The 26,417-nt window shown below is 39.3% G+C and carries 22 protein-coding genes and 1 pseudogene; 6 read left to right on the top strand and 17 right to left on the bottom strand.

Annotated features, from left to right (window positions below):
* Positions 1-15: 15 nt before the first annotated feature.
* The 11 genes and pseudogenes from ACE1TG_RS10400 to ACE1TG_RS10350 form a co-directional block, all read right to left on the bottom strand.
* Positions 16-999: a tagatose 1,6-diphosphate aldolase gene (locus ACE1TG_RS10400; protein ID WP_375052317.1), complete on the bottom strand. Its 984-nt coding sequence runs from the start codon at positions 997-999 to the stop codon at positions 16-18.
* On the bottom strand, positions 996-1,955 hold the full coding sequence (locus tag ACE1TG_RS10395; protein WP_375052316.1) for a hexose kinase: 960 nt from the start codon (positions 1,953-1,955) through the stop codon (positions 996-998). The genes ACE1TG_RS10400 and ACE1TG_RS10395 overlap by 4 nt, the downstream gene beginning before the upstream one ends.
* Positions 1,956-1,970: 15 nt before the next feature.
* A complete protein-coding gene (gene nagA, locus ACE1TG_RS10390; protein WP_375052314.1) occupies positions 1,971-3,119 on the bottom strand; it encodes an N-acetylglucosamine-6-phosphate deacetylase in 1,149 nt (382 codons plus the stop codon).
* Between the two features lie 18 nt (positions 3,120-3,137).
* Positions 3,138-3,554: a PTS sugar transporter subunit IIA gene (locus ACE1TG_RS10385; protein ID WP_375052313.1), complete on the bottom strand. Its 417-nt coding sequence runs from the start codon at positions 3,552-3,554 to the stop codon at positions 3,138-3,140.
* A gap of 160 nt (positions 3,555-3,714) precedes the next feature.
* On the bottom strand, positions 3,715-4,530 hold the full coding sequence (locus ACE1TG_RS10380; RefSeq protein WP_375052312.1) for a PTS system mannose/fructose/sorbose family transporter subunit IID: 816 nt from the start codon (positions 4,528-4,530) through the stop codon (positions 3,715-3,717).
* Positions 4,520-5,296: a PTS N-acetylgalactosamine transporter subunit IIC gene (gene agaW / locus ACE1TG_RS10375; protein WP_375052311.1), complete on the bottom strand. Its 777-nt coding sequence runs from the start codon at positions 5,294-5,296 to the stop codon at positions 4,520-4,522. Before agaW ends, ACE1TG_RS10380 begins: the two co-directional genes overlap by 11 nt.
* A gap of 33 nt (positions 5,297-5,329) precedes the next feature.
* Complete coding sequence (gene agaV / locus ACE1TG_RS10370) at positions 5,330-5,809, bottom strand: PTS N-acetylgalactosamine transporter subunit IIB (RefSeq protein ID WP_375052310.1); 480 nt, start codon at positions 5,807-5,809, stop codon at positions 5,330-5,332.
* A gap of 51 nt (positions 5,810-5,860) precedes the next feature.
* Positions 5,861-7,024, bottom strand: a complete 1,164-nt coding sequence (locus tag ACE1TG_RS10365) for an SIS domain-containing protein (RefSeq protein ID WP_375052309.1) — start codon at positions 7,022-7,024, stop codon at positions 5,861-5,863.
* 143 nt (positions 7,025-7,167) lie between these two features.
* The gene (locus ACE1TG_RS10360; RefSeq protein WP_375052452.1) at positions 7,168-7,875 is read right to left on the bottom strand and encodes a GntR family transcriptional regulator; all 708 of its coding nucleotides are present in this window, start codon (positions 7,873-7,875) and stop codon (positions 7,168-7,170) included.
* Between the two features lie 199 nt (positions 7,876-8,074).
* The gene (locus tag ACE1TG_RS10355) at positions 8,075-8,941 is read right to left on the bottom strand and encodes a protein phosphatase 2C domain-containing protein (RefSeq protein WP_375052308.1); all 867 of its coding nucleotides are present in this window, start codon (positions 8,939-8,941) and stop codon (positions 8,075-8,077) included.
* 14 nt (positions 8,942-8,955) lie between these two features.
* A pseudogene (locus ACE1TG_RS10350) lies at positions 8,956-9,360 on the bottom strand (CAP domain-containing protein); the annotation flags it as partial.
* A gap of 753 nt (positions 9,361-10,113) precedes the next feature.
* Between ACE1TG_RS10350 and ACE1TG_RS10345 the strand changes: the two are divergent.
* On the top strand, positions 10,114-11,052 hold the full coding sequence (locus ACE1TG_RS10345) for a threonine/serine dehydratase family protein (RefSeq protein ID WP_375052307.1): 939 nt from the start codon (positions 10,114-10,116) through the stop codon (positions 11,050-11,052).
* A 317-nt stretch (positions 11,053-11,369) separates the two neighbouring features.
* Positions 11,370-11,756: a hypothetical protein gene (locus ACE1TG_RS10340; protein ID WP_375052306.1), complete on the top strand. Its 387-nt coding sequence runs from the start codon at positions 11,370-11,372 to the stop codon at positions 11,754-11,756.
* A gap of 96 nt (positions 11,757-11,852) precedes the next feature.
* Here ACE1TG_RS10340 and ACE1TG_RS10335 read toward each other — a convergent pair whose 3' ends face one another.
* From ACE1TG_RS10335 to ACE1TG_RS10320, 4 genes are all read right to left on the bottom strand, one after another.
* On the bottom strand, positions 11,853-14,285 hold the full coding sequence (locus tag ACE1TG_RS10335) for a YhgE/Pip family protein (RefSeq protein ID WP_375052305.1): 2,433 nt from the start codon (positions 14,283-14,285) through the stop codon (positions 11,853-11,855).
* Between the two features lie 625 nt (positions 14,286-14,910).
* On the bottom strand, positions 14,911-16,350 hold the full coding sequence (gene nhaC / locus ACE1TG_RS10330) for a Na+/H+ antiporter NhaC (RefSeq protein WP_375052304.1): 1,440 nt from the start codon (positions 16,348-16,350) through the stop codon (positions 14,911-14,913).
* A 26-nt stretch (positions 16,351-16,376) separates the two neighbouring features.
* The gene (iadA, locus tag ACE1TG_RS10325) at positions 16,377-17,528 is read right to left on the bottom strand and encodes a beta-aspartyl-peptidase (protein WP_375052303.1); all 1,152 of its coding nucleotides are present in this window, start codon (positions 17,526-17,528) and stop codon (positions 16,377-16,379) included.
* A gap of 229 nt (positions 17,529-17,757) precedes the next feature.
* Positions 17,758-19,794: a sigma-54 interaction domain-containing protein gene (locus tag ACE1TG_RS10320; RefSeq protein WP_375052302.1), complete on the bottom strand. Its 2,037-nt coding sequence runs from the start codon at positions 19,792-19,794 to the stop codon at positions 17,758-17,760.
* 332 nt (positions 19,795-20,126) lie between these two features.
* On the opposite strand from ACE1TG_RS10320, the gene ACE1TG_RS10315 reads away from it, so the two are divergent.
* The 4 genes from ACE1TG_RS10315 to ACE1TG_RS10300 are packed head-to-tail and all read left to right on the top strand — an operon-like array spanning position 20,127 to position 24,726.
* Positions 20,127-20,717, top strand: coding sequence for a TetR/AcrR family transcriptional regulator (locus ACE1TG_RS10315; protein WP_375052301.1), 591 nt, complete (start codon positions 20,127-20,129; stop codon positions 20,715-20,717).
* Positions 20,718-20,736: 19 nt separating this feature from the next.
* The gene (locus ACE1TG_RS10310) at positions 20,737-22,074 is read left to right on the top strand and encodes a cytosine permease (protein ID WP_375052300.1); all 1,338 of its coding nucleotides are present in this window, start codon (positions 20,737-20,739) and stop codon (positions 22,072-22,074) included.
* The gene (locus ACE1TG_RS10305) at positions 22,071-23,162 is read left to right on the top strand and encodes an S-methyl thiohydantoin desulfurase family protein (protein WP_375052299.1); all 1,092 of its coding nucleotides are present in this window, start codon (positions 22,071-22,073) and stop codon (positions 23,160-23,162) included. Before ACE1TG_RS10310 ends, ACE1TG_RS10305 begins: the two co-directional genes overlap by 4 nt.
* A gap of 1 nt (position 23,163) precedes the next feature.
* A complete protein-coding gene (locus ACE1TG_RS10300; RefSeq protein ID WP_375052298.1) occupies positions 23,164-24,726 on the top strand; it encodes a hydantoinase/oxoprolinase N-terminal domain-containing protein in 1,563 nt (520 codons plus the stop codon).
* A 252-nt stretch (positions 24,727-24,978) separates the two neighbouring features.
* Here the strand turns inward: ACE1TG_RS10300 and ACE1TG_RS10295 are convergent, their stop codons facing one another.
* Both ACE1TG_RS10295 and ACE1TG_RS10290 read right to left on the bottom strand, forming a co-directional pair.
* Positions 24,979-25,431, bottom strand: coding sequence for a hypothetical protein (locus tag ACE1TG_RS10295; protein ID WP_375052297.1), 453 nt, complete (start codon positions 25,429-25,431; stop codon positions 24,979-24,981).
* Between the two features lie 12 nt (positions 25,432-25,443).
* Entirely contained in the window at positions 25,444-26,280 is an 837-nt protein-coding gene (locus ACE1TG_RS10290; RefSeq protein ID WP_375052451.1) for a DUF3100 domain-containing protein, read from the bottom strand.
* Positions 26,281-26,417 lie beyond the last annotated feature (137 nt).

The following is a 26,417-nucleotide window of genomic DNA, read 5'->3' as shown; positions in this document are numbered from 1 at the left end:
TTTCTACAACTATTTTTATATACTCCAAGGAGTTGCAGTCTCTTTTATAGCTTTTTTTACTTTATTTAGATTACTTGATCCAGTTGTTTCCAGCCATTGATAGTAAGCTTTCTTACCTTGCTCACCAAAAGGTTGTACACCGTCTTTCCATATAGCTCTTCCACATAGACTTCCACTGAACTCGGCTTTTGCTTCTTTTGCAAAGTGCAGTGTTTCGATAAATTGCTCATTTGTCACACCGCCGCTTAAATAAATGAATGGTAAACGGCTTTTTTCTGAACAGGAAAGGTAATAACTTGCTGCTTTTTCTTTACTGAAGACTGGCTCATAGTTATCATATTGATCATAGCCTTCTATATTATAAATGGAAACAGGTACTTCTACCTTCAACATATCGATACCATATTCTTCTTTAGAAAATTCCTCCATGAAATATTCAATGATTTCTGGTTTGGTTTTCGCAAATTCTGCCCCCTTTGTTGAAAGGCCATCCGCACTATACGAAACTGGCTCCAATATATAAAGAAGATCATTTTGCTTACATTCATCACCCACACGCTTAATAAGTGCTTTTTTTATCTTATTATATTTTTCTTCCTCTTTGTGATCATAATAGACTAATAATTTGAGGGCACTTGCTCCTTCTTTTACAAGGTCCTGAACAGCATAGTCGTCAACTAAATTAGGAAGTCGGCCTTTTTCAGTAGCGTCATAACCTGTTTTTTCATAAGCCATGATCAAACCAATATCATCATTTAATTTCCTTGCCGCGCTCCATCCGTATTCAGGATCAAGAAGCAGTGAAGAAGACTGGTTGCCAAGCACCTCGCTGACACCTTCTTTAAATTGGCTTAACCCTTCCTCATAGGAAATGTTTTCATTATAAGATTTAATCATCTTCCCTAAAGACCCTCGTTGGTCCATAGCAGTTGCCAATACAATATGGTCATCGTCTGAAATTAATTCTAATCCTCGTTGTTTGCCTGGTGTTAGTTTCATGTATTACCCTCCTTGTCATCTCGCTTAGAAATCTTTTCAACACTAATTTGTTCCATACACCAATCTATTTTTTCAGGGTTTATATACCCTGTTTTCTCTTCCATCGCATTTAAGACGCCCATTGTCAGACCATATTTCATCAATACCTCATCTGCCAAACCATGGGATAAACCAGCAGCAAAACCTGCTATCACTGAGTCCCCAGAGCCCACGGGATTTACCGCTTCCACATTAGGTATCTTCACACGATAAATGATTTGGCCATGCTTAACAATCGCACCTTGTGCTCCTGTTGTGACAACAACCCAAGTAACACCTGTAAACATCGGAGAGTTTAGTGCTTCAACAATTTGCGTCTCAGTTGCATATTTCTTCCCAAATAAATCAGTTAATTCATCTTGATTTGGTTTTATTAAATAGGGCTTATTCCCGCTATTAAGTGTGGGTACTAGGAGCTTACCTTTTGTATCTAAGAGTACAGGAGTATCATAGTCTGCTGCGATCTCTACTATTTTGTTATAAAAATCATCAGCCAAACCTTTAGGCAAACTTCCAGAAATGGTTACAATATCTACCTTTTGAACATAATCAGAAATCTTCTCTAAAAATTCATCAGCCTCATTATCCATAATTTCTGGACCACTCTCTAAAATTTCCGTTTGCTGTCCATCATGGATTACGGCGATGCAATTCCTTGTTTCCCCATGTGTTTTGACAAAATAATTATGAATACCCTGCATCGAAATTTGTGTACGGATATAGTTTCCTAAACTGCCACCTAAAAAACCTGAAGCAGCAACTTCTTCCCCGAGTTGTTTTAATACTCTAGAAACGTTCAAACCCTTTCCACCAGCAGTTTTCGAAACGTCATGCACACGGTTTACCGTATCAAGTGAAAAGCGGTCAAGCTTATAACTTATATCTACTGCAGGGTTTAGTGTAATTGTTAATATCATCTTTTTCACCTCAACTTACGCTTTGCGATACTTGAATTCACCAGCAACAGCAGTCGCCTGTATATTCAAATCGTCATCAACCACCACAAAGTCGGCAATTTTCCCACCGGCAATACTGCCTAGTTCTTCATCTCGACCAAGACTTGCTGCTGGCGACAAAGATCCACGGTGCCAAACTTCAAATAAAGGTTTGCCGCTCCATTGATACAAATTTTTCACACCATCAACCAGTTTAAGAGTGCTTCCTGCCAAGGAACCTGATTCCGTTCGCGCAATTCCATCTTTCATAATAACCGGAAACTCACCAAGCTGGTATTTACCATCAGGCATTGATCCAGCACGCATACAGTCAGTAATTAATGTCAGTTTATCATCCTTTATTTGATCTGCCATTACTGCAATTTCCGGATGCACATGAAAGCCATCACATATCAACTCGGCAAAAGCACGTCCGTCCGTCAGTGCTGCACCGACAACACCAGGTTCACGATGATGCACACCTGACATGCCATTAAATAGATGGACAAAGTTCTCTGCACCAGCATCGATTGCATCTTTACAGTACTCAAAACTTGCATCCGTATGTGCCAAACTCACCAACACCCCGTCATTACTAACTGCACGAATGAACTCCATCGAGCTGTCACGTTCTGGTGCTAGTGCAATTTTCACAATTCCTTCCTCTGCGAGATTCTGCCATTTTCGATATTCCATATAATCCGGATCACGAAAATAAATAGGATTCTGTGCTCCCTTATGTTTTTCCGTAAAATAAGGACCTTCTAAGAATATACCTTCTGATTGGGCACCACCTAAGCCATGTTTAACAGCCTCTTTAACAGCAGAAATGGCCGCATTCAAGTCTTTATTTGAAGATGTTAGAGTAGTTGGCAAAAACCGAGTTACACCAAGTGGCAGTATAGCTTCTGAAATTCCATGCACCGCTTCAGCTTGACCATCCATGATATCAAAGCCATTGATTCCATGAATATGGGTATCAAATAATCCTGGGGCAATTGTATACCCGCTCCAGTCAACAACTTCAGCATCGGATGGGACAGCATCAGTAAACTCGCCAAATCGGTCATTAACCACTTGCAAATAACTTTCCGATTTCTCTTCTTTTTCAAGTAGAAATCGATCTGCTTTTATAAAATAAGTCATGATATACCTTCTTTAACCTTAGATTCCATTATCATCTGGTGCTGCTTTCTTTTTCTTTAAGACAAACTGTTTTATGTTATCTTTTCCTTCATTGATAACTGCTTTTGCAAAATCATCGATATTCAACTCACGCTGAAATAGGCCACTTAATAGCATCGGTGAATTTGTTCCACCAATTACACGAACATCTTTTTTCGTTGATGCTATGCTTGAGCATACATTAAATGGTGTTCCTCCGGCTAAATCTGTAAAGCAAAGAACACCGAATCCAGTATCCACATTTTCAATCGCTTTTGCAATTTCCTTCTCTAGCTCATCCTTATTCTCTTCAAATGGAATAACTTCAATTTGTTTTACTTCTCCAGTAATTAGTTCTACAGATTGAAGCATTCCGTTTGGAAATGACCCATGTCCAGTTAATACAATCCCAATCATTTTTTCCGCCCTCCTACATGATTCTTGTTATACCATTAGAAAACTTGGCATTCACCAAGTCCTTGTGGCGAATGCCATAGTTCACATATGCAGATAAGAAAGTTTGCTTTCAAAAGAAGGAAGGCTTTCTCTTCGACTATGAAAACCTATCCCTTGACTATTATAGAATTCCGAAGAACGAACCAATTAACCCAACAATAACAGTTACACCAATCAGCATTAATGGTGAACGTCCTTTTTTTAGTAACCAGTACATTAGTAATGTATAGGCTAATGGAAGCATAGCAGGCATAATTTGATCCAATACATCTGTCTGAATATTTAACTTTGACTCACCAGACTTCCAAACGTAATCTATACTAAATGATACATATGTTGCAATTAACCCACCTACAACTGTAAGACCAACAATTGATGCAGCACGAGAAACATGACGTGTTCCTTCCTTCATCTTAGCTATTGCTTTAACACCAGTTTTGTACCCATAGCTCATCAAGCCGAATCGAACACCAAAGTGTATAATATTAAATGAAATTAAAAACACAACTGGTCCTAATACGTTGCCATCAACTGCTAGCGATGCACCTATACCTGCCGTAATTGGGAGTAACGTAAGATAGAACATTGCATCTCCAATACCACCAAGTGGGCCCATGGTAGCAACTTTAATACCGCGAATCGCTTCCCGATCCTCTTTCTTCCCTTCCATCGCAAGAATAATACCCATGATGAATGTTACAAGGAATGGATGCGTGTTAAAAAACTCCATATTATCTTTCATCGATTTACTTAAGTCTTTTTTATTTTTATGAACATGGCGAAGTCCTGGCAATATTGAATAGAGCCAACCAGCCGCCTGCATCCGTTCATAGTTAAAAGAAGCTTGCAAAAGTAAAGATCTCCATACTAAATGACGCAATTGTTTAGGTTTAAGTTCCTCTGCTTGTGTTTGATCTTCATACATATTAAATGCCATCAGCGATTTCCTCCTCTCGAGGTCCTTGATTATCTGGTCCTGGCTTGTTTTTGTTTTGATAAAAATCATATAAAGCAATTGCCAGACCAATTAGTGCAATAGCCAAGATTGGTAATTCCAAGTATGCTGCTAGGACGAATCCAACAATAAAGAACATTACGTATTCGACCTTCATCATTATCTTCAATAACATTGCAAAACCAATAGCAGGCATGATACCCCCAGCAATTGATAAACCATCAATAATCCATTGCGGAACCGTTTCCACAAATGCGGCTGCTTCTTCTGCACCAAAATAAATCGGTAAAAAGGCAATTAACGCATTAAATACAAAGAGTATAGCAATACCTAAATAGTTTATGCCCTCGATTCCTCGATAATTGGCATCAAGAGCAAACTTGTCAGCCTTGTGCATCATTGGAGCAAACGCCGTAAAGAATAGAGTAATAAGTCCTTGTACAGCTACAGCAAACGGAATCGCTACCCCAACTGCAACTTGTGGATCCTGTCCTGCAATAATACCAAATGCAGTACCAATAACCCCACCTATAACAACGTTAGGCGGCTGTGCACCAGCAAGCGGTACCATACCCATCCAAATTAATTCTAATGTTCCCCCAACAATTAAACCTGTTGTAACATCTCCTAATATAAGTCCGACTACAAGCCCTGTAACGACAGGACGGTGAATATGTGTTAAACCTACATAAAGGTCAATACCTATAATACCGGCCCAGAGGGCTATTAATAGAGCTTCCAATAACATGGATAAACCCCTCCCTTTTGATTAGTTATCTTTTTAAAGTAAATCTAATATATTCTGTCCTCTTTCATCAGGTACTCTTCGTAAATCCAGTTCCACACCCAAATCGCCTAGACGCTTAAATGCTTCTATATCTTTATTATCAACAGATACAGTTGAAGAAATTTGCCTTTTCCCTTCTTCATAGTGCATGTTTCCAATGTTGATGTGATCAATTGGAACGCCACCTTTTTTCAGTGCCAATGCGTCATGCACATCTTTTACAACTAGAAATATTTTTTGACGTGGAGCGGCTTTATGAATAATATCAATTGTTTTTTTTAATGAAAAAAAGCGAGCTTGAATCACATCAGGCAAAACCATTTCCATTAGATTTTGTTGTACCTCATCTTCAGAAACCTTGTCATTTGCGACAACCACTAGGTTAGCTCCTAAATGATTTACCCATGTAACACCTACTTGTCCATGAATCAGACGATTATCAATTCTTGTAAGTAGTAAATTTGGTCCAGACATACTGTTCATCCCTTCAAGTTTTAAGTTTTATTTAAAAAATACCCAGTAAACTTATTTAGCGTAATCATAAATTGTTACACCCTGCACGACACGATTCACACGGCCATCAGGACTGGGGTTATCCGGAGTAATTCCAAGTTGTAATGACTTTTTAAACGCCAGACCCTGCGCAAAGATTATATACAACAACGCTCGGTGAAAATCGCTAGGAAGTCTTTCTGCTCCAGTATTTACTGGGATTGTCCAGTCAGCTAATGAATCGACCTCAGAATCTTCCTGGTCAGTAAGTACAACAACCTTCATACCAGAATCATCGGCTGCAAGTTCACGCAAAATGTCCATATCGTATTTTCGTGTATACGAATCACGAGACATAAACACAACTACTATCGAATTTTTATTTAAAATTGATTTTGGGCCGTGACGAAATCCGAGTGATGATTCGTGCACCGCGACAACTTGTCCTGCAGAGAGTTCCAGCATTTTTAATGAGGCTTCATGTGATAGTTGACCAAGGATACCGGAACCTAAATAGACAATCCGCTCTATATTAAACTCTAGAATTTCATCAATTTTATCTGGGAGCTTTTCAAGTAATCTTTTCGCATTAGCGATTACATTTACTCCGACTTCTTTCGATGTAAACAAGGTGTATGCGGTTATCATCATACACGTGAAACTGCTGGTCATCGCAAATCCTTTATCATGGGCTTTGTCCGGCATAAGAATAGTAACCGAATTTATATCATTTTTAATATCCTTGGCTAACTGTCCATCCTTATTACATGTGATAACTACCTGATAAAAATTATCGATAACCTGCTCCCCAAGCGACACAGCTGCAACACTTTCCGGACTATTTCCAGACCGTGCAAAAGACACCATAATTGTCGGAATTTCCTTAAGTAAATATTCCTCGGGATTTGAGACGATATCTGTTGTCGGAATTGCTTCAAATTGAATATTCCCGGGATTTTCTTTACGCAACTCCGGCACCAGAGAATCACCAATAAATGCTGATGTTCCCGCCCCTGTCAGAATCACACGAACATGATTATGCTTTCCATAAATCGATTCAATAAAGGCGTTTAATGAACCCTTTTGTTCAGAAAGTGAATCTATTAATTCCTGCCAAACAACCGGTTGCTGATAAATTTCTGATGCAGTATGAACTGCTTTTTTTGTCTTTAATTCTTCATCTGTTAATTTAAACATATTTCAACCTCCATCATGCTGTAAATTTTGTTTTCTTGCGCGCGTGGTTATGTTGTCATTACCAGTTGTACTATAAAAATAACTCTATCAAGTTATCGTAGTAACCATAAAAGCAGTTAATATAACCATCACTTAATAGAGTTTCACGTTAATTCAACGGTATAATCGAATTTATCACCACGAGCTACACTAATAGTATATTCGATCAATTCATCATTATGATAAGCAAAGCGCTTAATCAACATGGCAGGCTGATCTGCTATCATGCCTAATTGAAATGCTTCTTCCTTTCGAACACTTGTCGCAGAAAAACGCTCAATTGCCTTCGTTACACCTACTTGATAATCCTGCATGAAAACATCATACATCGGACGCTCTACCAAATCTTTTTCTGTCAGATTCGGAAAAGTTCTTTTTGGCACGTAGGACGTTTCATACATTAATGGCTCATCATCAGCAAGCCGTAACCTTACAATCTGAAATACTTCATCCATTGGTGCAAGATTCACCTTATCGGCCAGCCTCTCATCCAAAGCAATCTTTTGAAATGAGATGACCTTTGTAGTAGGCCTCTTATCCATCGCCTTCATCTCTTCGGTAAAACTGTAAAGCTTAACCAAATTTTGATTATAAGTTTTAGGAGCTACAAATGTTCCTTTACCATGTAGCTTATAAATATAACCTTCACGCTCTAATTCTTGTAGCGCTTGTCTTACGGTTATACGGCTCATGTCATAAACATCACATAACTCACGCTCTGAAGGTAATTTCTCATGAATCTGATATTGCCCATTATCGACTTTTTTTGTTAAATCTTCTATTAACTGTAAATACAGTGGAACCTTACTCACCTTATCCAATTCGCTTAATCCCACCTCCTAAAACAAACTTACTGATAAATTGACTTTCCGCATGTGGTTATTACCAGTTGAATAATATAAGTATAAATTATATCTAATAAAATGTAAAGGTTTACTTGCACAATAAATTTTTGATAACCTAATGGGTACTATTTTAATATCTAATTGATATGTTTAGTAGATGAAAGTATTATAACTCAACCAGCAACCCAGTCTTATCATCCCTCTTTTTCATTCGAGGATATTTGATACACTGCGGGTCAGCTTCTTCTCTTTCTTCAACCTCACCCAATAACCCAACAAGCCCACTGGTAAAGGCTATTTCGGCAGTATTGCTCCATGCATCGGTTTCATCCAATGCTGTAGGCAAAAGCAATCCATCACTTAGCAGAAGAATTCCGGTAACTCGATTTAGTGGGATTCTTCCATATTCGATATAATCGAATGCCTCATCACTGCCGTCAATAACGCCATATCCATCAGCTGAATTAAGCTTATCACGATTCTGGAGCAAAATGGGCTTAACCTTTTCCCGAAGGTCTCTTATATCCAACTCATTTCCATCAGCCTCACGTAACTTAACAACTTCGTTAATCGCGACTTGATCCAGGTATTGAACCAAATCATAAGTAACAGTGCGTATTTCACCATTTTCATATTTCAGAAACAACATGCAATCCCCCGCATGAAAATAGTCAAAAGATAACCCCTTTTGATCAAATTGGATAGCGGCTACACCTGTTGAACTTCTCTGCCTTTTCGGTATCTCGTTAATGCTTGAGTTATCTAGTTTTTTAAAATTAGTTTCATAGTATTCCACAGTTTTTTCACTTAATGTTTCATTTGCCGACAGAATACCTTTATAAAGGGATTTAGCTTGCGTAACCTGCTGCAATTCTTCCTGTACAGCCTGTGATGCTACATAGCCTGGAATACCATCCAACCCTGTTGCACCATCAATAGCTGCAAAAATACGAGCGTCTTCATTTATAACATAGGCATCCTCATTAATTTCTTTATCGCCCTTTTTGTATAGCTTGGTTATTTTCAAATTCATCAGCCTCCCCCAACTTACCTTGGTGTCATGAAAAGTTGTGTCCAATAGGTTCCATATGGCAGCCCAGCGCCCTCTACATAACCGACACCAATATGTGTGAAACCATCTTTCATAATATTTTTCCGATGTCCTTCGCTATTCATCCAACCCTCTACAACCTGTTTTGGGCTGCGTTGACCGGCCGCAATATTTTCTCCCGCCATGCTATAAGAAAAGTTGAATTGCTGCATCATGTCAAAGGGTGAACCATATGTTGGCGATGTGTGGTTAAAATAATTATTTTTCGCCATGTCCTGGGATTTCTTTCTGGCAAGACTGCTTAGACGATCATGCATTTTAAGTGGTTCCAGGTTCTCTTTTGCCCGTTCTTTATTAACAAGTTCAACTACTTTCTTCTCAAACTCGGATGGATCTTTTGCCACAAGGTCCGAGGAAGCACTTTGCTCTGGAGAACTTTTCGATCCCGTGTCTCCACCATTTGGAACCCTCACCAGTTGCGTTAAGCTATCTTTAATTTTCGCAACACTTAGATCATTGTCAGCGAGCCATTCTTTTATATCAACCGTCCATTTATCAAAAGTCGCTGTTTCTATTTTGTCAGCCTTCCACGTCTTCTGCACTGTATCTGGTGTTTGAATCGACACCATAAACAAAATAGCAACAAACACAAATAGCCATCTCAACATTTGTGTTCACTCCTTCGTTTGTGAAATCTCTCTAAACATATCATTCCAGCAGCGAGACTGTCTATATCGTCTGTGATATCCGCATGAAAACCCACTATGTAATATTTCCCTTATTTCTTCATTAAAAAACAAAAATTGTTATTAGGCATTATCTCCAAACCTCAATTTATTTAATCGAAATGAAAGAGGCTCCGAAAATCACATTAATTGCAGCCTATATACACTAAGAGTGAAATAATGCTAGGCATCCGTATTTTATTATTAGACATCTACTTTTCCTCTTTTCTTTTTATTATTGAAACCAACTCTTAAATTTGTAATTTATTTTATTTAAATAATCGTAGCATATTTACAGTTTAATTATAGTTAGGTGTACATTTCTAATGATTATAATCCTTTTAACATTTCCCTTCTAAAAAAGGAAGGAACTAATTATAATTGTAGAAAAGGTATTTACATTACGTCTAAATAGAGGAGTTGTATCAAATGATTACACTAAAAAACATACATCAAGCGGCTGAGCAAATAGCTGATACGATCAAAGAAACACCGATTCTCACTTCCACAGCACTTTCTTCCATTTGCGGGAACAACATGTTCTTAAAAAGTGAACATTTGCAGAAAACGGGTTCCTTTAAAATAAGAGGGGCAACGAATAAAGTAAAAAAGGCCGTACAAGAAGGGGCAACCTATGTGACAGCTGCCTCGTCGGGAAATCATGGGCAGGCAGTTGCGTATATTGCCAATGTCCTTGGAGTACCAGCCACAATTGTCGTGCCTGAGGACGCAACGGCAAGTAAATTGAATGCCATCCGGGACTATAACGGGAGAATTGAAAAATGTGGAACGACCTCAGCGGAAAGATTGCCTCGTGCAAAGCAATTAGCATCTGAAAAGTATGGTGTGTTCATTCCCCCATATGACGACCCTTATATCATGGCAGGGCAAGGTACAGTGGGGCTGGAGGTACTGAAACAATTAGATGATGTAGATGTGGTCGTTGTTCCAGTCGGTGGCGGTGGTCTTGTTTCCGGAATATTAACTGCAATTAAGGAAACAAAGCCACATGTAAAAGTGATTGGGGTTGAACCTGAAACCGCTAATGATACATACCTTTCATTGGAAAAGGGATTGATAACTTCAATTCCAGGAACAAAAACAATTGCAGATGGCTTACGAACAAGTCAGCCTGGTGACTTGACATTTCCTATTGTTCAAAAATACTTGGACGATCTGGTATTAGTCAATGAAGCTGAAATCCAGCAGGCCCTATTTTTTGTCCTCGAACGAATGAAGCAGGTCATTGAACCATCCAGTGCTGTTGCAGTAGCTGCTGCGATGTTTGGAAAGTTGGGTGTAACAGATAAAAACGTAGCTTGTGTTCTTTCCGGCGGTAACATGGATGTACGTAAACTCGGGACATAGGGTCAGGTTCATTGTCCCGATCCGTATCGTCCCATCAGTTATAAGATCACGAAAATAACATCTGTTTTAAGATCACGAAAATAACATCTGTTTTAACTACAATCGATTTTCACGTTAAATAAGTGGCATCTGGGATAAAAATTTTTCCCAGATGCCACTTTTTCAGCTTTAAATACGATAGTACTTAAAAGTAAGATATTTTCTGCTTTAGCTGAAAATGTCCATCTATACCATTAGAAAAAGACAACCGGGAATGTACTGCCGCTATCATAACAATCCTTATCGAAAAATATACATTTAGGTGAGGGGGAATTGTTATGAGTGAAATCAATTGTTTAGTGTGTGGTGGAGTACACTTCCGTAAAGGGTACTATACTATTGATGTTAACGTCGATATTTACTCAACAGCTTATAACAATGTTAGAACAATGACTAACAGTTTTGAGTATCCAGTTGATATCGATGTAGACGTAGATACCGATATAGACCATCAAACTGATACAAGGACTGATATTAATCTGAAGCTGATATCAGAGGAGAAGGATTCCTTTCTTGACCGCCATTCTGATGTTTACAAATACGCATGTGAGGATTGCGGCTATATTATGACATTCACCAAGGAGAAAAATGTGAAAAGTAAAAAACAAGAACAGAAACAAAAACAGCTGAAGAATAATTATGATTGGACTGATTTTGGTAATTAGGGGAGATCGTGACTGAGGTACTGGGACAAGGAACCTGTCCCCGATTGTCCCTCTTAAAAAGCTGCCAGTCCAAATGAACTGACAGCTTTGATCTGTTTATGCAGTTAGTTCCTCATATCGTTCACTTTGATCGCTATTCCTGGAGAAAGCCACCGTAAAGTAAACAAATGTACCTACGGCCGAAATGGCCAAAAATATGAGTAAAGCAATTACATCGAAACTATTAAATTGACCCATGTTTATAATCGACTTGAATCCGTCTATCGTGTACGTCATTGGTAAAAAGTTGCTAAGCGTTCGTATGGAAGCAGGTAACAAATCAATTGGAAGCGGACCTCCAGTTGTTTGCAGCTGCAGGATGATAAATGCTCCTGCAAGGAACTTCCCAATCGTTCCCCCTACCGTTACAAATAGCTGAACAATTGCAACAAATGTAATGCTTGTCAGAATTGCGAACAGCAATAGACTGAAACCACCTTCAACCGGCAGTCCAAGAACACCAATTGTAACTGCTGTTAAAACGATAGCTTGAATCGTCGCAAGTACCGCCACTTTGACAAATTTGCTTGCAAACCACTGTAATCCGGAAGATGGTGCAATCACGGGTTTACGGAAGTTAATAACAAGCGATATGATCAATGCTCCTACAAATAAAGCAAGTGATAAAATATAAGGAGCAGTTGACTGGCGATATTCGGAGATTCCATTAACCTGTTCTCCATTTAATTGAAATGGAGCGGCAAACATTTGAACGTTCTCATCACCAGTTTGTATACCGGCTGTCTGTTCTGCAGCATCCTGCAGTTTTGTATGCAGTTCTTCACTACCAGCGGTTAATTGTCCCGCTCCATCGTCCAACTGCGTCACACCTTCTGATAACTCGCCCCAGCCTTGTTCAACAGAAGCCGTCCCATCACTGACCTGCGAACTGCCACTATTAAGTTTCGTAGCGCCCGCTGTTAAATCACCCCAGCCTTGCTCAACAGTGTCAGTTCCTGCACTAACTTGTGAAGCGCCACCAGAGAGTTCCGTAGCACCTGCAGTTAGATCGCTCCAGCCTTGTTCGACAGAAGTTGTTCCTGCACTAACTTGCGAAGCTCCTCCAGCTAGTTTTGTAGTGCCAGCAACCAGGTCGCCCCAGCCCTCTTCAGATGCAGCGGTTCCGGCGGCTACTTTAGTTGCTCCGTTAGCTAAGCTACTCATTCCGGGAACAAATTCTCCTTCTACTTTATTAACTAAAGTGGTTAGACCAGTTTTCTTTCCATCCCCTACTAGTTTTTGTGCCCCAGATTTTGCCCCGGAGATACCTGCTGCTAATTGTGGAACACCACTGATTTCAGAGTCTTTACCGGCTAATACCATACTTTCGCCCATAATTTTCTTGAATTCAGGATCCCTCATCAAACTAGGATTTTTCTTTGCATATTCACCCAGATCTTTGAAAAGTTGTTGTGATAACCCCGATAACTGTCCTGATCCTGACTCTAGCTGTTCTAGTCCTGCATTTAACTCCTTGCTTCCAGCTGTAGCAAGTTTTATACCACCAAGTATATCAACAGCACCCTGCTTCAATTCCTTGGTACCTAATTCTAAATCCTTTGCACCTTTAGCCAATTCAGAAATTCTCGGACTTTTTTCTTTCAAACTCCCCAACATTTGACCAAGCCCAGCGTTTAACTGCTTTGCGCCATCATCCAAATCCGAAATTCCCGGGCTTTTTTCTTTCAAAGAACCCAGCAATTGACCAGTTCCTTCTTCCAGTTGTTGCGCACCACCGGCCAATCGCGAAATATCAGGACTTTTTTCATTTAAAGAACTCAATAATTGCCCTGTCCCTTGTTCCAGCTGTTTTGCACCATCAGCCAGGGTGGAAATATCACCTGATTTGCCTTTAAGCGATTCAAGCATTTCACTAGTTCCATCTGATAATTCTTCCGTCCCAGCAGCTATTTGATTTGACCCATCTGCCGCCTGTTTGAATCCGTCAGAAATACCTGCTAACTGAGTAAACAATTGCTGTGTATAGTTAGCTGTAATTTTATATGAAAGTCCCTGACTGATTTGCTTGATAGCACTATCAGTAATCGTTGATGCGGTAAAATGTAACCCCTCATTTTGTATGTATTTCAACTCTGGTGGCTGAGGATTTTCTTCCATTACGGTTGTTACATTTTTTGAAAAATCCTTTGGTATTTCAATAACCATGTAGTAATCGCCGTTTTTCAAACCCTTCGTTGCTACATCCTGCTTAACGAATTCCCATTTTAGTGTAGGTTCTGCTTTTAATTCTTTCACCAGGTCGTCCCCAGCATGAACATCTTCATCACCGGATTGAGCACCCTCATCCATATTAACGACGGCAACTGGAAGGTTATCCAGATTTTCACCATAAGGAGTAACAGCCGAAGAGGAAAGCATTACGACACTATAAATAACCGGGAAAAGTAACACTGCAATTACAGAAATAAGTAATTTTTTATTTTTAAACATGTTGGCAAACTCAGCTGACAATAACTTAAAAAACCCCAATTAGTTTCATCCTCCTCTAAATTATTTTGTCATTACGTATGCCAAAAACACTCTTTGTTGTAAGCCCTTTCATTTTTTTCTCTACTTTTAAACTTACTCCCTCCTTAAAATTCTATGAGGTACAAAAATGAATACCCATTCACTTTATACCCTTAACATATATAATACAGAATTTTCACCATTTAGGCAATATTTATTTGGGTATATTTTCCTAAAGAGGGACGGAGAGTCAGGTTTATCGTCCCGTATCACTACTTTTCTATATTTAAGTAACATTAGGAAAGGCATAGTATGGATATTCTATTCGCTTGGCTGATTAGTCTTTGAGACAACGAACCTGTCCCTTTTGTCCCAAAATAAGAATGACTCCAGCCAAATGCTGGAGTCATTCGTTGAATAAATTATATAGCTGTATAACCACCATCACTTGGAACAAAAAGCACTGTTAACCGGTTTCTTTTCATACTTCGCTCACACTGATATATACGCCTGATTCAGCTATTTTGAGTGCCGCAGCACGTCTTAAACCAATACCGTCTCCTGTGATTACGGCAGCAGGAGGTAAAAACACCTGCTACTTCACTCCTCGAAACTGGGACAAGAAACCTGTCCCCACTTGTCCCTCCTAACCAATCTTCTCTGAGCTTTCTTCTTCTGTTTCTTCCTCAATCGTTTCAATTCCAATTCCTGTATAGCCTAGCAATATGGCAAACAGAAAACCTACGTAACATAAAATCGCCCATGGTGCATAACTCAAAGTAGATACTCCGAGGGTTCCTGCCATAAACACACCGGCAGACGACCATGGTATAAGTGGCACGACAACAGTTCCAGAGTCTTCTAAGGTTCTAGAAAGATTCTTCGCATGTAACCTTTTATTTTTAAACGTATCCTTGTATATTTCACCTGGAACAATAATTGATAAATAAGAGTTACCTGTTACTAAAGCCATCGTTATACATGAAAGAACTGTTGACAAGATAAGGTCCCCAGTTGTTTTAACAATTTTTAGTAATGCATTAATAATAACCTCTAAAATTCCTGCTTTTGTGATGATTCCTGCAAATATAAATGCACTAAATGCAATTAAAATCACACCTGTCATCGATTGCATGCCACCTTGATTAACCAGCCTGGTTACTTCAGGTATTACACCTTCAGGGTTAAAACCTGCAGAATTAACCATGGACACATTGAATCCAGTAACTGTGGAAGCAAATATATCTACTGGTGAAATTCCTTGAATGAACTTGGCTAAGAAACCTGCAACAACAGACGAGAATATAATTGTTGGAAGGGTTGGTTTTTTCCTGATTGATCCGTAAAGAACTATAATTGGTGGCAGTAACAATAATAGATTCCAGTCAAACATTTCCGTTAATGTTTGTAACATTACTCCCATTTCTTCTGGAGTTGACACAGAATCAGATGAAAGATTAAAACCAACAATGGTATATACAATAATACTAATTATGGCTGCAGGTACAGTTGTATAAAGCATATGTTTGATGTGTTCATATAATTCGCTTCCTGCAGCGATAGGAGCCAGGTTGGTTGTATCCGATAATGGTGAAAGCTTGTCACCAAAGTATGCACCCGCAACAATTGCACCTGCTGTAGCGGGCAAGGATGCACCTAATCCAGTCGCAATCCCAATTAAAGCCACACCGACTGTCCCAGCCGATCCCCAGGAAGTTCCAGTTACAATTGAGATGACAGCCGATACTATAAATGCAATAAGAACGATAAACGCTGGATTAATGATTTCCAACCCATAATAAATCATCATAGGGATAGTACCTGAAACCATCCAGGTCCCGATTAAAACACCAATCGATATAAGAATTAATATAGCAGGCATTGCAGCATCAATTTTTTCACGGATTCCTAGCATCATTTCATCCCAATTGACGCCTACACGAAGAGCGATAAACCCTGCAAAAATAGATGCCAGAATAAGCAGCGGCTCTGGGCTAAACCCATAAACCCCATAACCAATCGCAAGAAGTAAAAGCATAACTACAATAGGTAAAAAAGCTTCAAGTAAAGTTGGTTGTCTTTTCATAGTTCTCCTCCTAATATGGGTAATTTCTATTTTTCAAAAGTCCCTTTAACCATTACTTCCTTATCTCTAATCATGTGTTTGCCTCTCGAAAATACATGTTCAATATCCAACGTTTCTTTATCTAAGATTAAAATATCAGCATCAGATTTTTCCTTTAACAGTCCTTTTTGATCTAACCGGAGTGCATTCGCTGTATTACGTGTAACTAAAGATAAAACCTCCGAAATAGCTAGTCTATTTTCTCTAATAGCAGAAACAACCTGGCTAAATAAAGTTTGCGGACTGGCAACACCGTAGCCTACTAACTGCCCTTCATCGTTAAATTTAGGCAAACTACCATTTCCGTCCGACGATATTGTTAGTTGTTCCATGTTTCCGCCATTTTCTTTAAAGTATGTAATCCATTCTCCAGTCTCATGATCAGCGGTAATATCAACAAAAGCACCTTTATTGGATAAGGCAATTGCGTCATCCAGCAGCTCTCTGCTTCTTGTGATATGAGTAGCGTAAATATTAGATGGCGGAATCTCATAATCTTCCAGAATACGATGTAAAAATGATAGACGATCTTTTCCTATCCCAACGTGGAAATGCGTGACACCAGCCTTGTTGCTCAGCAGTCCACCTATCCTTGCTTCAGCGGCCAGTTTAGCTATTTCATGAAGAGAGGGCTGTGCCGATCTAGAATCTGAAATAGCTATTTCACCCGCTCCAATCACTTTATCAATTAGAATCACGTCATCTTTTACGGAAGATGTGATGGTGGGAGTTGGGACATGATAATTCCCTGTATAGATATAAGTCGTAATCCCTTCTTCTTCAAGTCCCCTAGCCTTTGCCAAAAGTGTGGTCATATGACGAGTTGTTCCATCTGTCCCAATACAACCAACAACTGTAGTTATTCCGGATTTGGTAATTTCACTAAGCTGCATTTCAGGAGTTCTTGTCGCAAAACCTCCTTCGCCACCTCCTCCCATTAAATGGACATGAGGATCAATCATTCCGGGTAAAACAATTGAGCCTGTTGCATCGATAACTTGAACATCTAATCCAAGACCCAGTAATTTCTCTTCATTAATGTCACCGATTTTAATTATCTTATCTCCAATAATCAGAACTGACTTTGTACCAATGTAATCTGGTACATAAAGCTCGCCATTTTTTATAAGCGTAACCATAGTATGTCTCCTAACTTGATGAATTTGTTTTCCGATTATTCTAAAAACTACAAGTATGTCTACCCTCCTTACAAAAACTCTATCTACCACTCAATAGCAAATTTCGTGCCAACTCAATTTAGCCTGCCATTTCACCACAAAGATCCCGATAATAAATTTTTAGGTTTACTTTTAGGTTAATCAGATACCTAAAAAACTGCAATTCCTTAAAGAAATTACAGTTTCAAATTTAAATATGTTCAAGCACCTTGCTCCCAAGCTCGGTAATTTTTGTTCCTTGTTTCTTTGTACCCGAATAGACACAGCCACATTTTCTTAAAGCATCTATTTTAACACGAAGCTTGCCCTCTGAAATTGGGACATCCAAAATGGAAATTATTGTTTGCCTGCCAATTCCTGAATTTTGATTTTTATACATTAACAGACTGTATAATATTTTTTTAAAGAGGATTAAATCCCCCTGATCCTCCAGGTAATTTATTGCAAAATTAACTTCACTTTCGTCGGTGGTTCTTGGTTTCATGCTTAATGGAAGATGCTCCACTCCGGCATGTACACCATCTGCCACGACTGTTAAATAATTTACTAAACCTTCCAATTCACGAATATTACCAGGCCAATTATAATTAGTAATCGTTTCTAACATTTCCGCAGTTAAACTTAATTTTATATTTCGTTCATCAAGAAGATGGTTAATCAGTACCTTAATATCCTGCTGCCGCTCCCTTAACGGAGGAATATCTAATGGAAGTTGATTTAAACGATAGAACAAATCTTCCCTAAATTCACCCTCGCTTATCATTTGATGAATATCCTTATTTGTCGCCGCAATAATTCTTACATTAATGGGTATTACTTTACTTCCGCCCACACGCATTACTTCTCTTTCCTGAATGACACGTAGTATAGCCGCCTGGATGTTGGGAGGGGCATCACCGATTTCATCTAAAAAAATAGTTCCATTTTGAGCCAATTCAAACAATCCAGCTTTACCGCCTCGCATTGCCCCTGTAAAGGCTCCTTCTTCATATCCGAATAGTTCGCTCTCGGCAAGGGTCTGTGTAATACCTGCAAAGTTAACTGCTAGAAAAGGACCCTTCTTCCTGGAAGAGTAGTCATGTATCGCCTGGGCAAATACCTCTTTCCCCGTCCCACTTTCTCCAGAAATAAGAATAGTATATTCACTTCTCGCAATTTTTTTAGAAAGATTCTTTGTCTGTTCAATTATTTCACTTTTACCGACAATATCGTCAAACGAATATTTTGTAGTCAGGCCTGATTCCGTCTTTTTCTTTCTAATCTCCTGTTCCATCCGCTGTACATGTGACACATCCTGAAACGTGACAACTGCACCAGCGAATTCTCCATCTAGAAAATTCGGTGTTTTTGTTATAAGAATATGCTGTCCTTGCACCTGAATAATCTCTCTTGGAATTTCCCTCTTGGTATCCATCACATCATCAATGTTCAAATCCCTAATTACTTCTGAATAATGCCGTCCAATTACATTCGATCCCTTTATTCCTAGAATGTTACTTGCCTCTTCATTAAAAACAGTAATCGTTCCATTAGCGTTAACCCAAATAATACCTTCATGAACGGCATCCAAAACGGTTTCTAAATGGGTATTTAAAAATTTCTCATTCTGAATGGAAGTAGCTAATTCCCTCCCGATACGGACAAAGTTTCGAAAATAATCCATCGTATAAAGATGTGGTTTATCAATTGATAATTCAAGAGTTCTAGCAATTTCAAAGATAGTTGATAAATCCAGATTCCGATCTCCTAAATCAACAACCTTTTTCACCTTAGGGGGCACCAATTCTGTTAAACCATGGGTTATAGCTACATCAAAGCCCTCTAATTCCGGAAGTGGATTCATATCAGGCGAGTACGCAGTTAAAGCTAATTGATCAAATCCAAGTCTTTTAAATAATTCAACAGAATCTCTTGCAATATGTGTTTCATTACTAACAAGAAGGCACTTGGTATCTGCCGGTATATCAAGCAGTTGTTCTAACTTATTAAAATCAATCGATCGATTTGCAATTATTAAGGGTACATTCTTTATTCCCGTCCCAAGGTACTCTGTATATATCTCATACGAACCAGAGGAAAGCACCAAATCTACTTCATTCATATCGACTGGTGGAAAATGATTGCTTGCCAATTGAATGCCCTGGCCAAATATTTCCTTAAGCTTATTTTTAAATGCATGATAGACCCCAACCTCTTTTGTCAGGATGAAAATAACTGGTCTGTTCATTTTAATCGCTCCTAATTATCAGAAAAATAAATAACTAATACTGAGCGTAATAGTAACATAGAACGTGAAATAAATCCTCAACAGTAGAACAGCTGTCATCCAAAGTAAATGATTTGGTTGACAGCCACTTAAAATTAGAGACTCAAATTTGACTACAATTAGTAATTCGGCATGCTTTGAACCGGTGCAAGGAACCTGTCCCCGATGTCTCTATGAATGCGCTTTCGAACAAGACTAAATGTTCTGCTTTTAATGAATTATCAAAATTTTTATTGACTTCTTTATTTCTTCCTCTTATAATCAACCTAACAATCGTTAGGTGGTGGCCATTATTGAAAGAAAAATTAATTAATGCAGCTTTACATCAGTATTCTTTACACGGGTTTCACGGTGCAACAATGAGGAAAATTGCAACGGAGGTTGAGATTAAACCCGCATCCATTTATTTTTTTTATGAAAATAAAGAAAAATTATTTATAGCAGCATTCAGGCAATTGTTGGATGATCACTTCAGGAAATTGGAAAGTGTTTTAAACAATAATCAAAACAGTCCAGTAAATGAGATCTTCTCTGCTTTACTTCATGGTATTGTGGCTCACCATAAGGGGAATGAGCAGCATACAACTGCATACATTTCGCTTGTGACAGCACCTATACCGGAGATTTTTAAACACTTGAATTCTTATATGTTATATATCAATGATTGGCTTTTTGATTCGCTGGAATCAGTCCTTAAGGAAAACTATCCCTTAATGCCTTCAACTGAAGTGGATCGAGTCATTAAACAGTGGGTACTAATAGGGAATGGCGTTTTTTGGGGAATTAAATTATACGATGGCAAGGATTTTGCCGAACAAGTAGAACTTGCTGATAAAATGATCCAAACCTTATTCACTGAGCTTGAAGAAAAATATACAACATAGATGTTGGGAGGAAAAGATAATGGGAAATAGATTTGATTTAGTAAAAGACTATGCACTTGAACCAGTGCCACAGCATGAACGAAAGGGTTGGATTAAGCTGACATTTGTTTGGATGGGAGGAATTGTAGCTCTTTCTGCGATTGTTCTTGGCGGTACACTTGGCGCTGGACTACCACTATCTCAGGCAGTAATTGCCTCATTTATTGGTTCATTCATATTGGCAGTACTCAGTGCACTATGCAGCATTGTAGGGGCAAAGACAGGATTGTCAACAGCCCTTGTATCCAGGTTTGCTTTAGGAAAATACGGGTCCTATGCGGTTTCAGTCATTATAGCACTTGCCTTGTTCGGATGGTTTGGCGTTCAGCTTGATTTGTTCGGAGCGAGTTTACACAATGTTTTGATCAACGGACTGAATATTAACATCCCTCCACTTATTCTAGTATTAATTGGTGGAGTATTAATGACAACAACAGCATTAGTCGGATATAAGGCTATTGAAAAATTAAGTTTACTTGCCGTACCACTTTTGGCAATCCTATTAGTTAGCTCCCTAATCAAAGTAATGAGTGATAAATCGATGGGAGAAATAACAAAAGCACCAATTACAGGTGATGCAATGACAATGGGATCAGCAATATCCTTAATCATCGGATCACTGGCAATCGGGGCAATTATTGGACCGGATATTTCCCGGTATGCACGATCAACTAAAGATGCAGTCATCTCTTCCTTCATGGGGTATTTTGCAGGGTTTAGTATTGTATTAATAATTGCTGCAATTCTAGCAAAAGCAACAACACAATCTGATATTGTAGAAATTATGTTAAGTCTTGGCTGGGGAACAGCTGCGCTTCTAGTCTTAATATTGGCACAATGGACAACAAATGATAACAACTTATACTCATCCGCACTAGGGTTCTCGGTAATTTTTCAAAGGATTCCTAAGCCCGTCTTATCAGTTATGGCTGGTGCAATAGGTACTGGTATGGCAGTTGCAGGTATTTATGATAATTTTATTCCGTTCCTGAACTTCCTAAGTGCATTCATCCCTCCAATCGGGGGAATATATGTTGCTGAATTTATCGTAAATCGGGAAAAATTTAAATATGAAAATATCGGAAAAACCAAAAATGTGGAAGCAATCGCTATTGGTGTATGGGCAATCGCCACGCTTATTGCATTTATGACGATGGCTGCACCAAACGGATTTGGGTTGTTCAAACTTACTGGCGCATCAGGATTTGACGCATTTCTGATAGCATTTGGACTCCAGCTTGTGATGGGGAAACTTTTTAGTTCCAAAAATAAAGCATTTGATACAACACCATACGCAAAAGGAGGAAAAGTTTCATGAGATTAATAGGGAAACAGGAGATAGAAGATATTGCAATTGGCGCTGCTCTTTTAGGTACCGGTGGTGGCGGTGATCCGTATATTGGGAAGTTAATGGCGCTACAAGCAATTGAAGAAAATGGTCCTATTAAACTATTATCCCCAGATGAAGTTCCTGACGATGCACTTGTTGTACCGTCTGCTATGATGGGCGCTCCAACTGTTATGGTTGAAAAAATTCCAAGTGGTGAGGAGGCTGTCGGAGCATTTGAATCGTTACAGGCATATATGGGCAAGGAAATTTTTGCAACCATGCCAATTGAAGCAGGTGGAGTAAACTCATTATTACCACTTGCACTGGCCGCGCAATTAAACTTACCAGTTGTCGACGCAGATGGAATGGGCAGAGCTTTTCCCGAACTGCAAATGGTTACGTTCTATTTGGATGGTGTGTCTGCCACCCCAATGGTTCTTGCCGATGAAAAAGGCAATAACACTGTTCTTAATACCATAAACAATGTTTGGGCGGAACGAATTGCACGTGGCGCGACTATCGAAATGGGTGGATCTGTCATGCTATCCATCTATCCAATGGACGGAAAAATCATCAAACAAAGCGCGATACACAATATTCTGCAGTTGGAAGAAAAAATCGGCCGCACCATTCGTGAAGCGAAGCAAAATAATCATGAACCAATTGCCGAGGTATTAAAGCTTACAAACGGCCACACCTTATTCAATGGAAAAGTAACTGATATCGACCGCAAAACTGAAACTGGGTTCGCTCGTGGTACAGCTACTATTGAAGGAATTAACAGCAATCAAAATGAAGAATTATACCTGAAATTTCAAAATGAACATCTAATAGCAGAAACAAGAAAAAGAACATTATGCATGACGCCAGACCTAATTGCAGTACTCGACTCAGATACCGGGTTACCAATTACTACGGAAGGTTTAAGATACGGGGCTCGTTGTGTTGTTGTCGGATTACCATGCGACCCAAAATGGCGTACTAAAAAAGGAATTGAAACTACCGGCCCCCGATATTTCGGTTATGACATGGACTTTACACCAATTGAAGAACTGATGAATAAGGGGGAACAATAAAATGCCAAATTATCGTATTGGAATTGATGTAGGTGGTACCCATACCGATGCTGTCATTTTAGACGAGGCATATAATGTCATTTCAGAAATAAAATCACCAACTTCTGCTGATGTGAGCAGTGGTATCTATAAAGCATTACATGAAGTAGTAGCTTCATCATCTGTTTCAGTGGAAAACATTAATTACGCTATGCTCGGCACAACGCACTGCACGAATGCAATTGTTGAGCGGAAACGTCTCAATAACATCGCAGTTATTCGTATCGGTGCACCAGCAACACTTGCTATTAAGCCGCTGCTTGGCGTGCCAGAAGATCTTAAAGAGATTTTAGGAAAGTATATGTATATTGTCCGTGGCGGCCATGAATTTAATGGTCGTGAAATCACCGAGCTTGATGAAACTGACATATATCGGATAGCAAAGGAAATTAAAGGGAAGGTAGATTCAGTCGCAATCACATCCGTCTTTTCACCTGTCACAAATAAACACGAACAACGAACGGCTGAAATCTTGCAGGAAGTACTTGGTGATGAAGTTTCCGTCTCGTTATCCAGTGAAATTGGGAATGTCGGACTTTTGGAAAGAGAAAATGCAACTATTTTAAATGCAGCAATTGTAAACGTCGCCCGAACAACTGCAAATGGATTTGTAAATGCACTGAAAGAAGAAGGTATTGATGCAAAAGTCTTTTTTGGACAGAATGACGGAACACTGATGTCAGTCGAATATACCGTGCGATACCCGATATTAACCATCGCTTGTGGTCCAACAAACAGTTTGCGTGGCGCGTCTTACTTAACAAATACATCTGATGCGCTCGTTATCGATGTGGGCGGAACCACAACCGACATTGGCGTTCTAACAAATTCATTCCCACGTCAATCTTCACTTGCTGTAGAAATCGGTGGAGTCCGTACAAATTTCCGTATGCCTGATATTATGTCTGTAGGTCTAGGTGGTGGAACCGTTATCCAGGTTAATGATGACAATACATTCCAAATCGGTCCGGACAGTCTTGGCTATCGTCTAACAGAAAAAGCACTGATTTTTGGCGGTGACACATTAACCACCACTGATGTTGTAGTAGCACTAGGAAAAGCAGAAATAGGTGATCCATCAAAAGTGACTCACTTGAATAAAAGTCTCTTGGAAAATATCTATCAGGAAATGGTTTCCATGGTTGAAGAAGCATTAGATAAAATGAAAACCAGCGCAGACCCTATTCCGGTGATTCTAGTTGGCGGCGGTAGTATATTACTTCCTGATACTCTAAAAGGGGCTTCTGAAGTCATTTCCCCGAATAACTTCGGTGTAGCAAATGCCATCGGATCCGCTATATCACAGGTCAGCGGACAAATCGAGAAAATCTTTTCATTTGATGAACTTGGCCGGGAGAAAACGATTGAAAAAGCGAGAAAAATGGCACAAGATGAAGCAATCATAGCGGGAGCAGACCCAGATGACCTAGTAATCGTAGACCTGGAAGACGTACCTCTCGCATACCTGCCAGGCAACGCCTCCAGAGTCCGAGTAAAAGCAGCCGGCACACTGAAAAGAGACTGAGGGACAAGTTTATCATTCAGCCTCGTACGATTAAATCAATTGGGAGAGCAGAGAACAAAATTTCAGTTAACACATGAAAAAAGTGGCATTAATTAAAGCCACTTTTTTCATGTGTATACTTGTTACCCATTGGAAAAGTAAAATAACCGTTAATATGCCCCTATAATCATAGCAATAAAAGTTAACTATTTTTTAGCATGATCTTTTGATTGACCAGTTGCCAGGACAATGAACCTCTCCCCGGTTGTCCCTTTAAATTATTCCTTGCATACGCAAAATCACTTCTGCTATTAGGGCTGACCCTACAAATGTTCCTATTAATACCAGACTTGCTACTACAAGTGTTTTCCATCCAAGCTGCATAAAGTCTGTCCACGATCGGCCGATTGCAATACCTGCATAAGCCAGTATTGGTGTTGCTAGAGCAAGCAACTGTACTTCACTAGTCCAGGCAACAATCAAATCTGACCCAGGCATCCACGGCATTGATACGAGAACACCAATGATTGCAATATATGCTACACTCGGGAATTCTATTGGTATAGCTTTGTTTAAAATAAAACCTACCAGACAAATGGCAATAAGAACAATCATACCAGGTATTGCCACCAGTGGTACAATGTCATAGCCTGCCCAGTTACCTAATAACGCTGTAAAACCAAATATAACTAATAACAATGTCCATTCTTGAATATTTTTTAACAAGGTAACTCCCCCCTATTTTGTAATGACTTTCTCTTCGCCCTCTACCATTTCCGGATTTTTTCGGTTACGGCGGCGTGTCATTAAAGCGTACAGTTTTTCTGTTAAAGGCAAGCCAATAAAAATACTTATATAAAGTCCTGTTGATAGCGATAGCAGATTACTAGCACCTGCAAAAGCAACGATTTGTGTTTCCATTTCAGGGAACGCTGTAATCAGTGATCCACTTGCTGCAGCCATCATACTGCCGCTCCCGATACCTGAGGCCATTGCAAACGATAGGGGATCTATTGGAGTTATAGTCGCAAGGAATCCAGCAATCAGCCCCATAAATACAGCTCCGAAAACTGTACCGAAGATGTAAACTGCCATGACTCCCCTTCCTTCAGGTGAACTTATCCCATAATTATCCATAATTAAACCCACGTTAGGTTCACGCGCAACGGAGTGCGTCATACCGATGGATTCTCGTTTCAAACCTAACCAGATAGCAACAGGTAAAGCGAGGAATATTGTCCCTAAGTTTCCTAGTTCCTGTAACAATAAGGCAGGGCCGGCTTCTATAATTTGCGGTAATGATGGACCGATAATAACCCCGATTTTTGCCAGCAATAATGCTACACCTAAAACAATAATTGGTTCCGCATTTTTTGATTGTTTCTCTTTAACTACAGGAGTAAAATATAAAATTAACCCGATAATCAATGCATAAAGCATTGGCAACAGTAAGACAATCCCTGGACCGACTGAGAAGCTGAATGTTCCAATTGCTTCAGTAACAATAACAATTAATAGCACTAGCGCATGAAGTCTCCAATCTTTCCATAATCCTTGTGCAACTTCACTACTCATCATAATTCCCCCTCGTATAATAAGTTTTGAATCACAGTTGATGTCAATTTCCAGTAAGGTTTTGTTCCTTGACAAATGAATCCTTAGTTTTGTATTCCGGGCTAGCCCGGAATACAAATTTCGGGACTTGGATGCTT

The organism is Virgibacillus sp. JSM 102003 (genome assembly GCF_041949995.1).
GTDB lineage: Bacteria > Bacillota > Bacilli > Bacillales > Amphibacillaceae > Lentibacillus.
The sequence above is the reverse complement of the archived record's forward strand: the minus strand, read 5'-3'. Positions and strand labels throughout refer to the sequence as shown.

Bases quoted from the DNA above. Each gene is read 5' to 3' on its own strand.
- agaW (WP_375052311.1), bottom strand. From the start codon at position 5,296: ATGTTATTGGAAGCTCTATTAATAGCCCTCTGGGCCGGTATTATAGGT.
- ACE1TG_RS10345 (WP_375052307.1), top strand. From the start codon at position 10,114: ATGATTACACTAAAAAACATACATCAAGCGGCTGAGCAAATAGCTGAT.
- iadA (WP_375052303.1), bottom strand. From the start codon at position 17,528: ATGGTTACGCTTATAAAAAATGGCGAGCTTTATGTACCAGATTACATT.
- ACE1TG_RS10300 (WP_375052298.1), top strand. From the start codon at position 23,164: ATGCCAAATTATCGTATTGGAATTGATGTAGGTGGTACCCATACCGAT.
- agaV (WP_375052310.1), bottom strand. From the start codon at position 5,809: ATGTCTGGACCAAATTTACTACTTACAAGAATTGATAATCGTCTGATT.
- ACE1TG_RS10380 (WP_375052312.1), bottom strand. From the start codon at position 4,530: ATGGCATTTAATATGTATGAAGATCAAACACAAGCAGAGGAACTTAAA.
- ACE1TG_RS10355 (WP_375052308.1), bottom strand. From the start codon at position 8,941: ATGAATTTGAAAATAACCAAGCTATACAAAAAGGGCGATAAAGAAATT.
- ACE1TG_RS10320 (WP_375052302.1), bottom strand. From the start codon at position 19,794: ATGAACAGACCAGTTATTTTCATCCTGACAAAAGAGGTTGGGGTCTAT.
- ACE1TG_RS10305 (WP_375052299.1), top strand. From the start codon at position 22,071: ATGAGATTAATAGGGAAACAGGAGATAGAAGATATTGCAATTGGCGCT.
- ACE1TG_RS10340 (WP_375052306.1), top strand. From the start codon at position 11,370: ATGAGTGAAATCAATTGTTTAGTGTGTGGTGGAGTACACTTCCGTAAA.
- ACE1TG_RS10395 (WP_375052316.1), bottom strand. From the start codon at position 1,955: ATGATATTAACAATTACACTAAACCCTGCAGTAGATATAAGTTATAAG.
- ACE1TG_RS10365 (WP_375052309.1), bottom strand. From the start codon at position 7,024: ATGTTTAAATTAACAGATGAAGAATTAAAGACAAAAAAAGCAGTTCAT.
- ACE1TG_RS10290 (WP_375052451.1), bottom strand. From the start codon at position 26,280: ATGAGTAGTGAAGTTGCACAAGGATTATGGAAAGATTGGAGACTTCAT.
- ACE1TG_RS10310 (WP_375052300.1), top strand. From the start codon at position 20,737: ATGGGAAATAGATTTGATTTAGTAAAAGACTATGCACTTGAACCAGTG.
- ACE1TG_RS10400 (WP_375052317.1), bottom strand. From the start codon at position 999: ATGAAACTAACACCAGGCAAACAACGAGGATTAGAATTAATTTCAGAC.
- nhaC (WP_375052304.1), bottom strand. From the start codon at position 16,350: ATGAAAAGACAACCAACTTTACTTGAAGCTTTTTTACCTATTGTAGTT.
- ACE1TG_RS10385 (WP_375052313.1), bottom strand. From the start codon at position 3,554: ATGATTGGGATTGTATTAACTGGACATGGGTCATTTCCAAACGGAATG.
- nagA (WP_375052314.1), bottom strand. From the start codon at position 3,119: ATGACTTATTTTATAAAAGCAGATCGATTTCTACTTGAAAAAGAAGAG.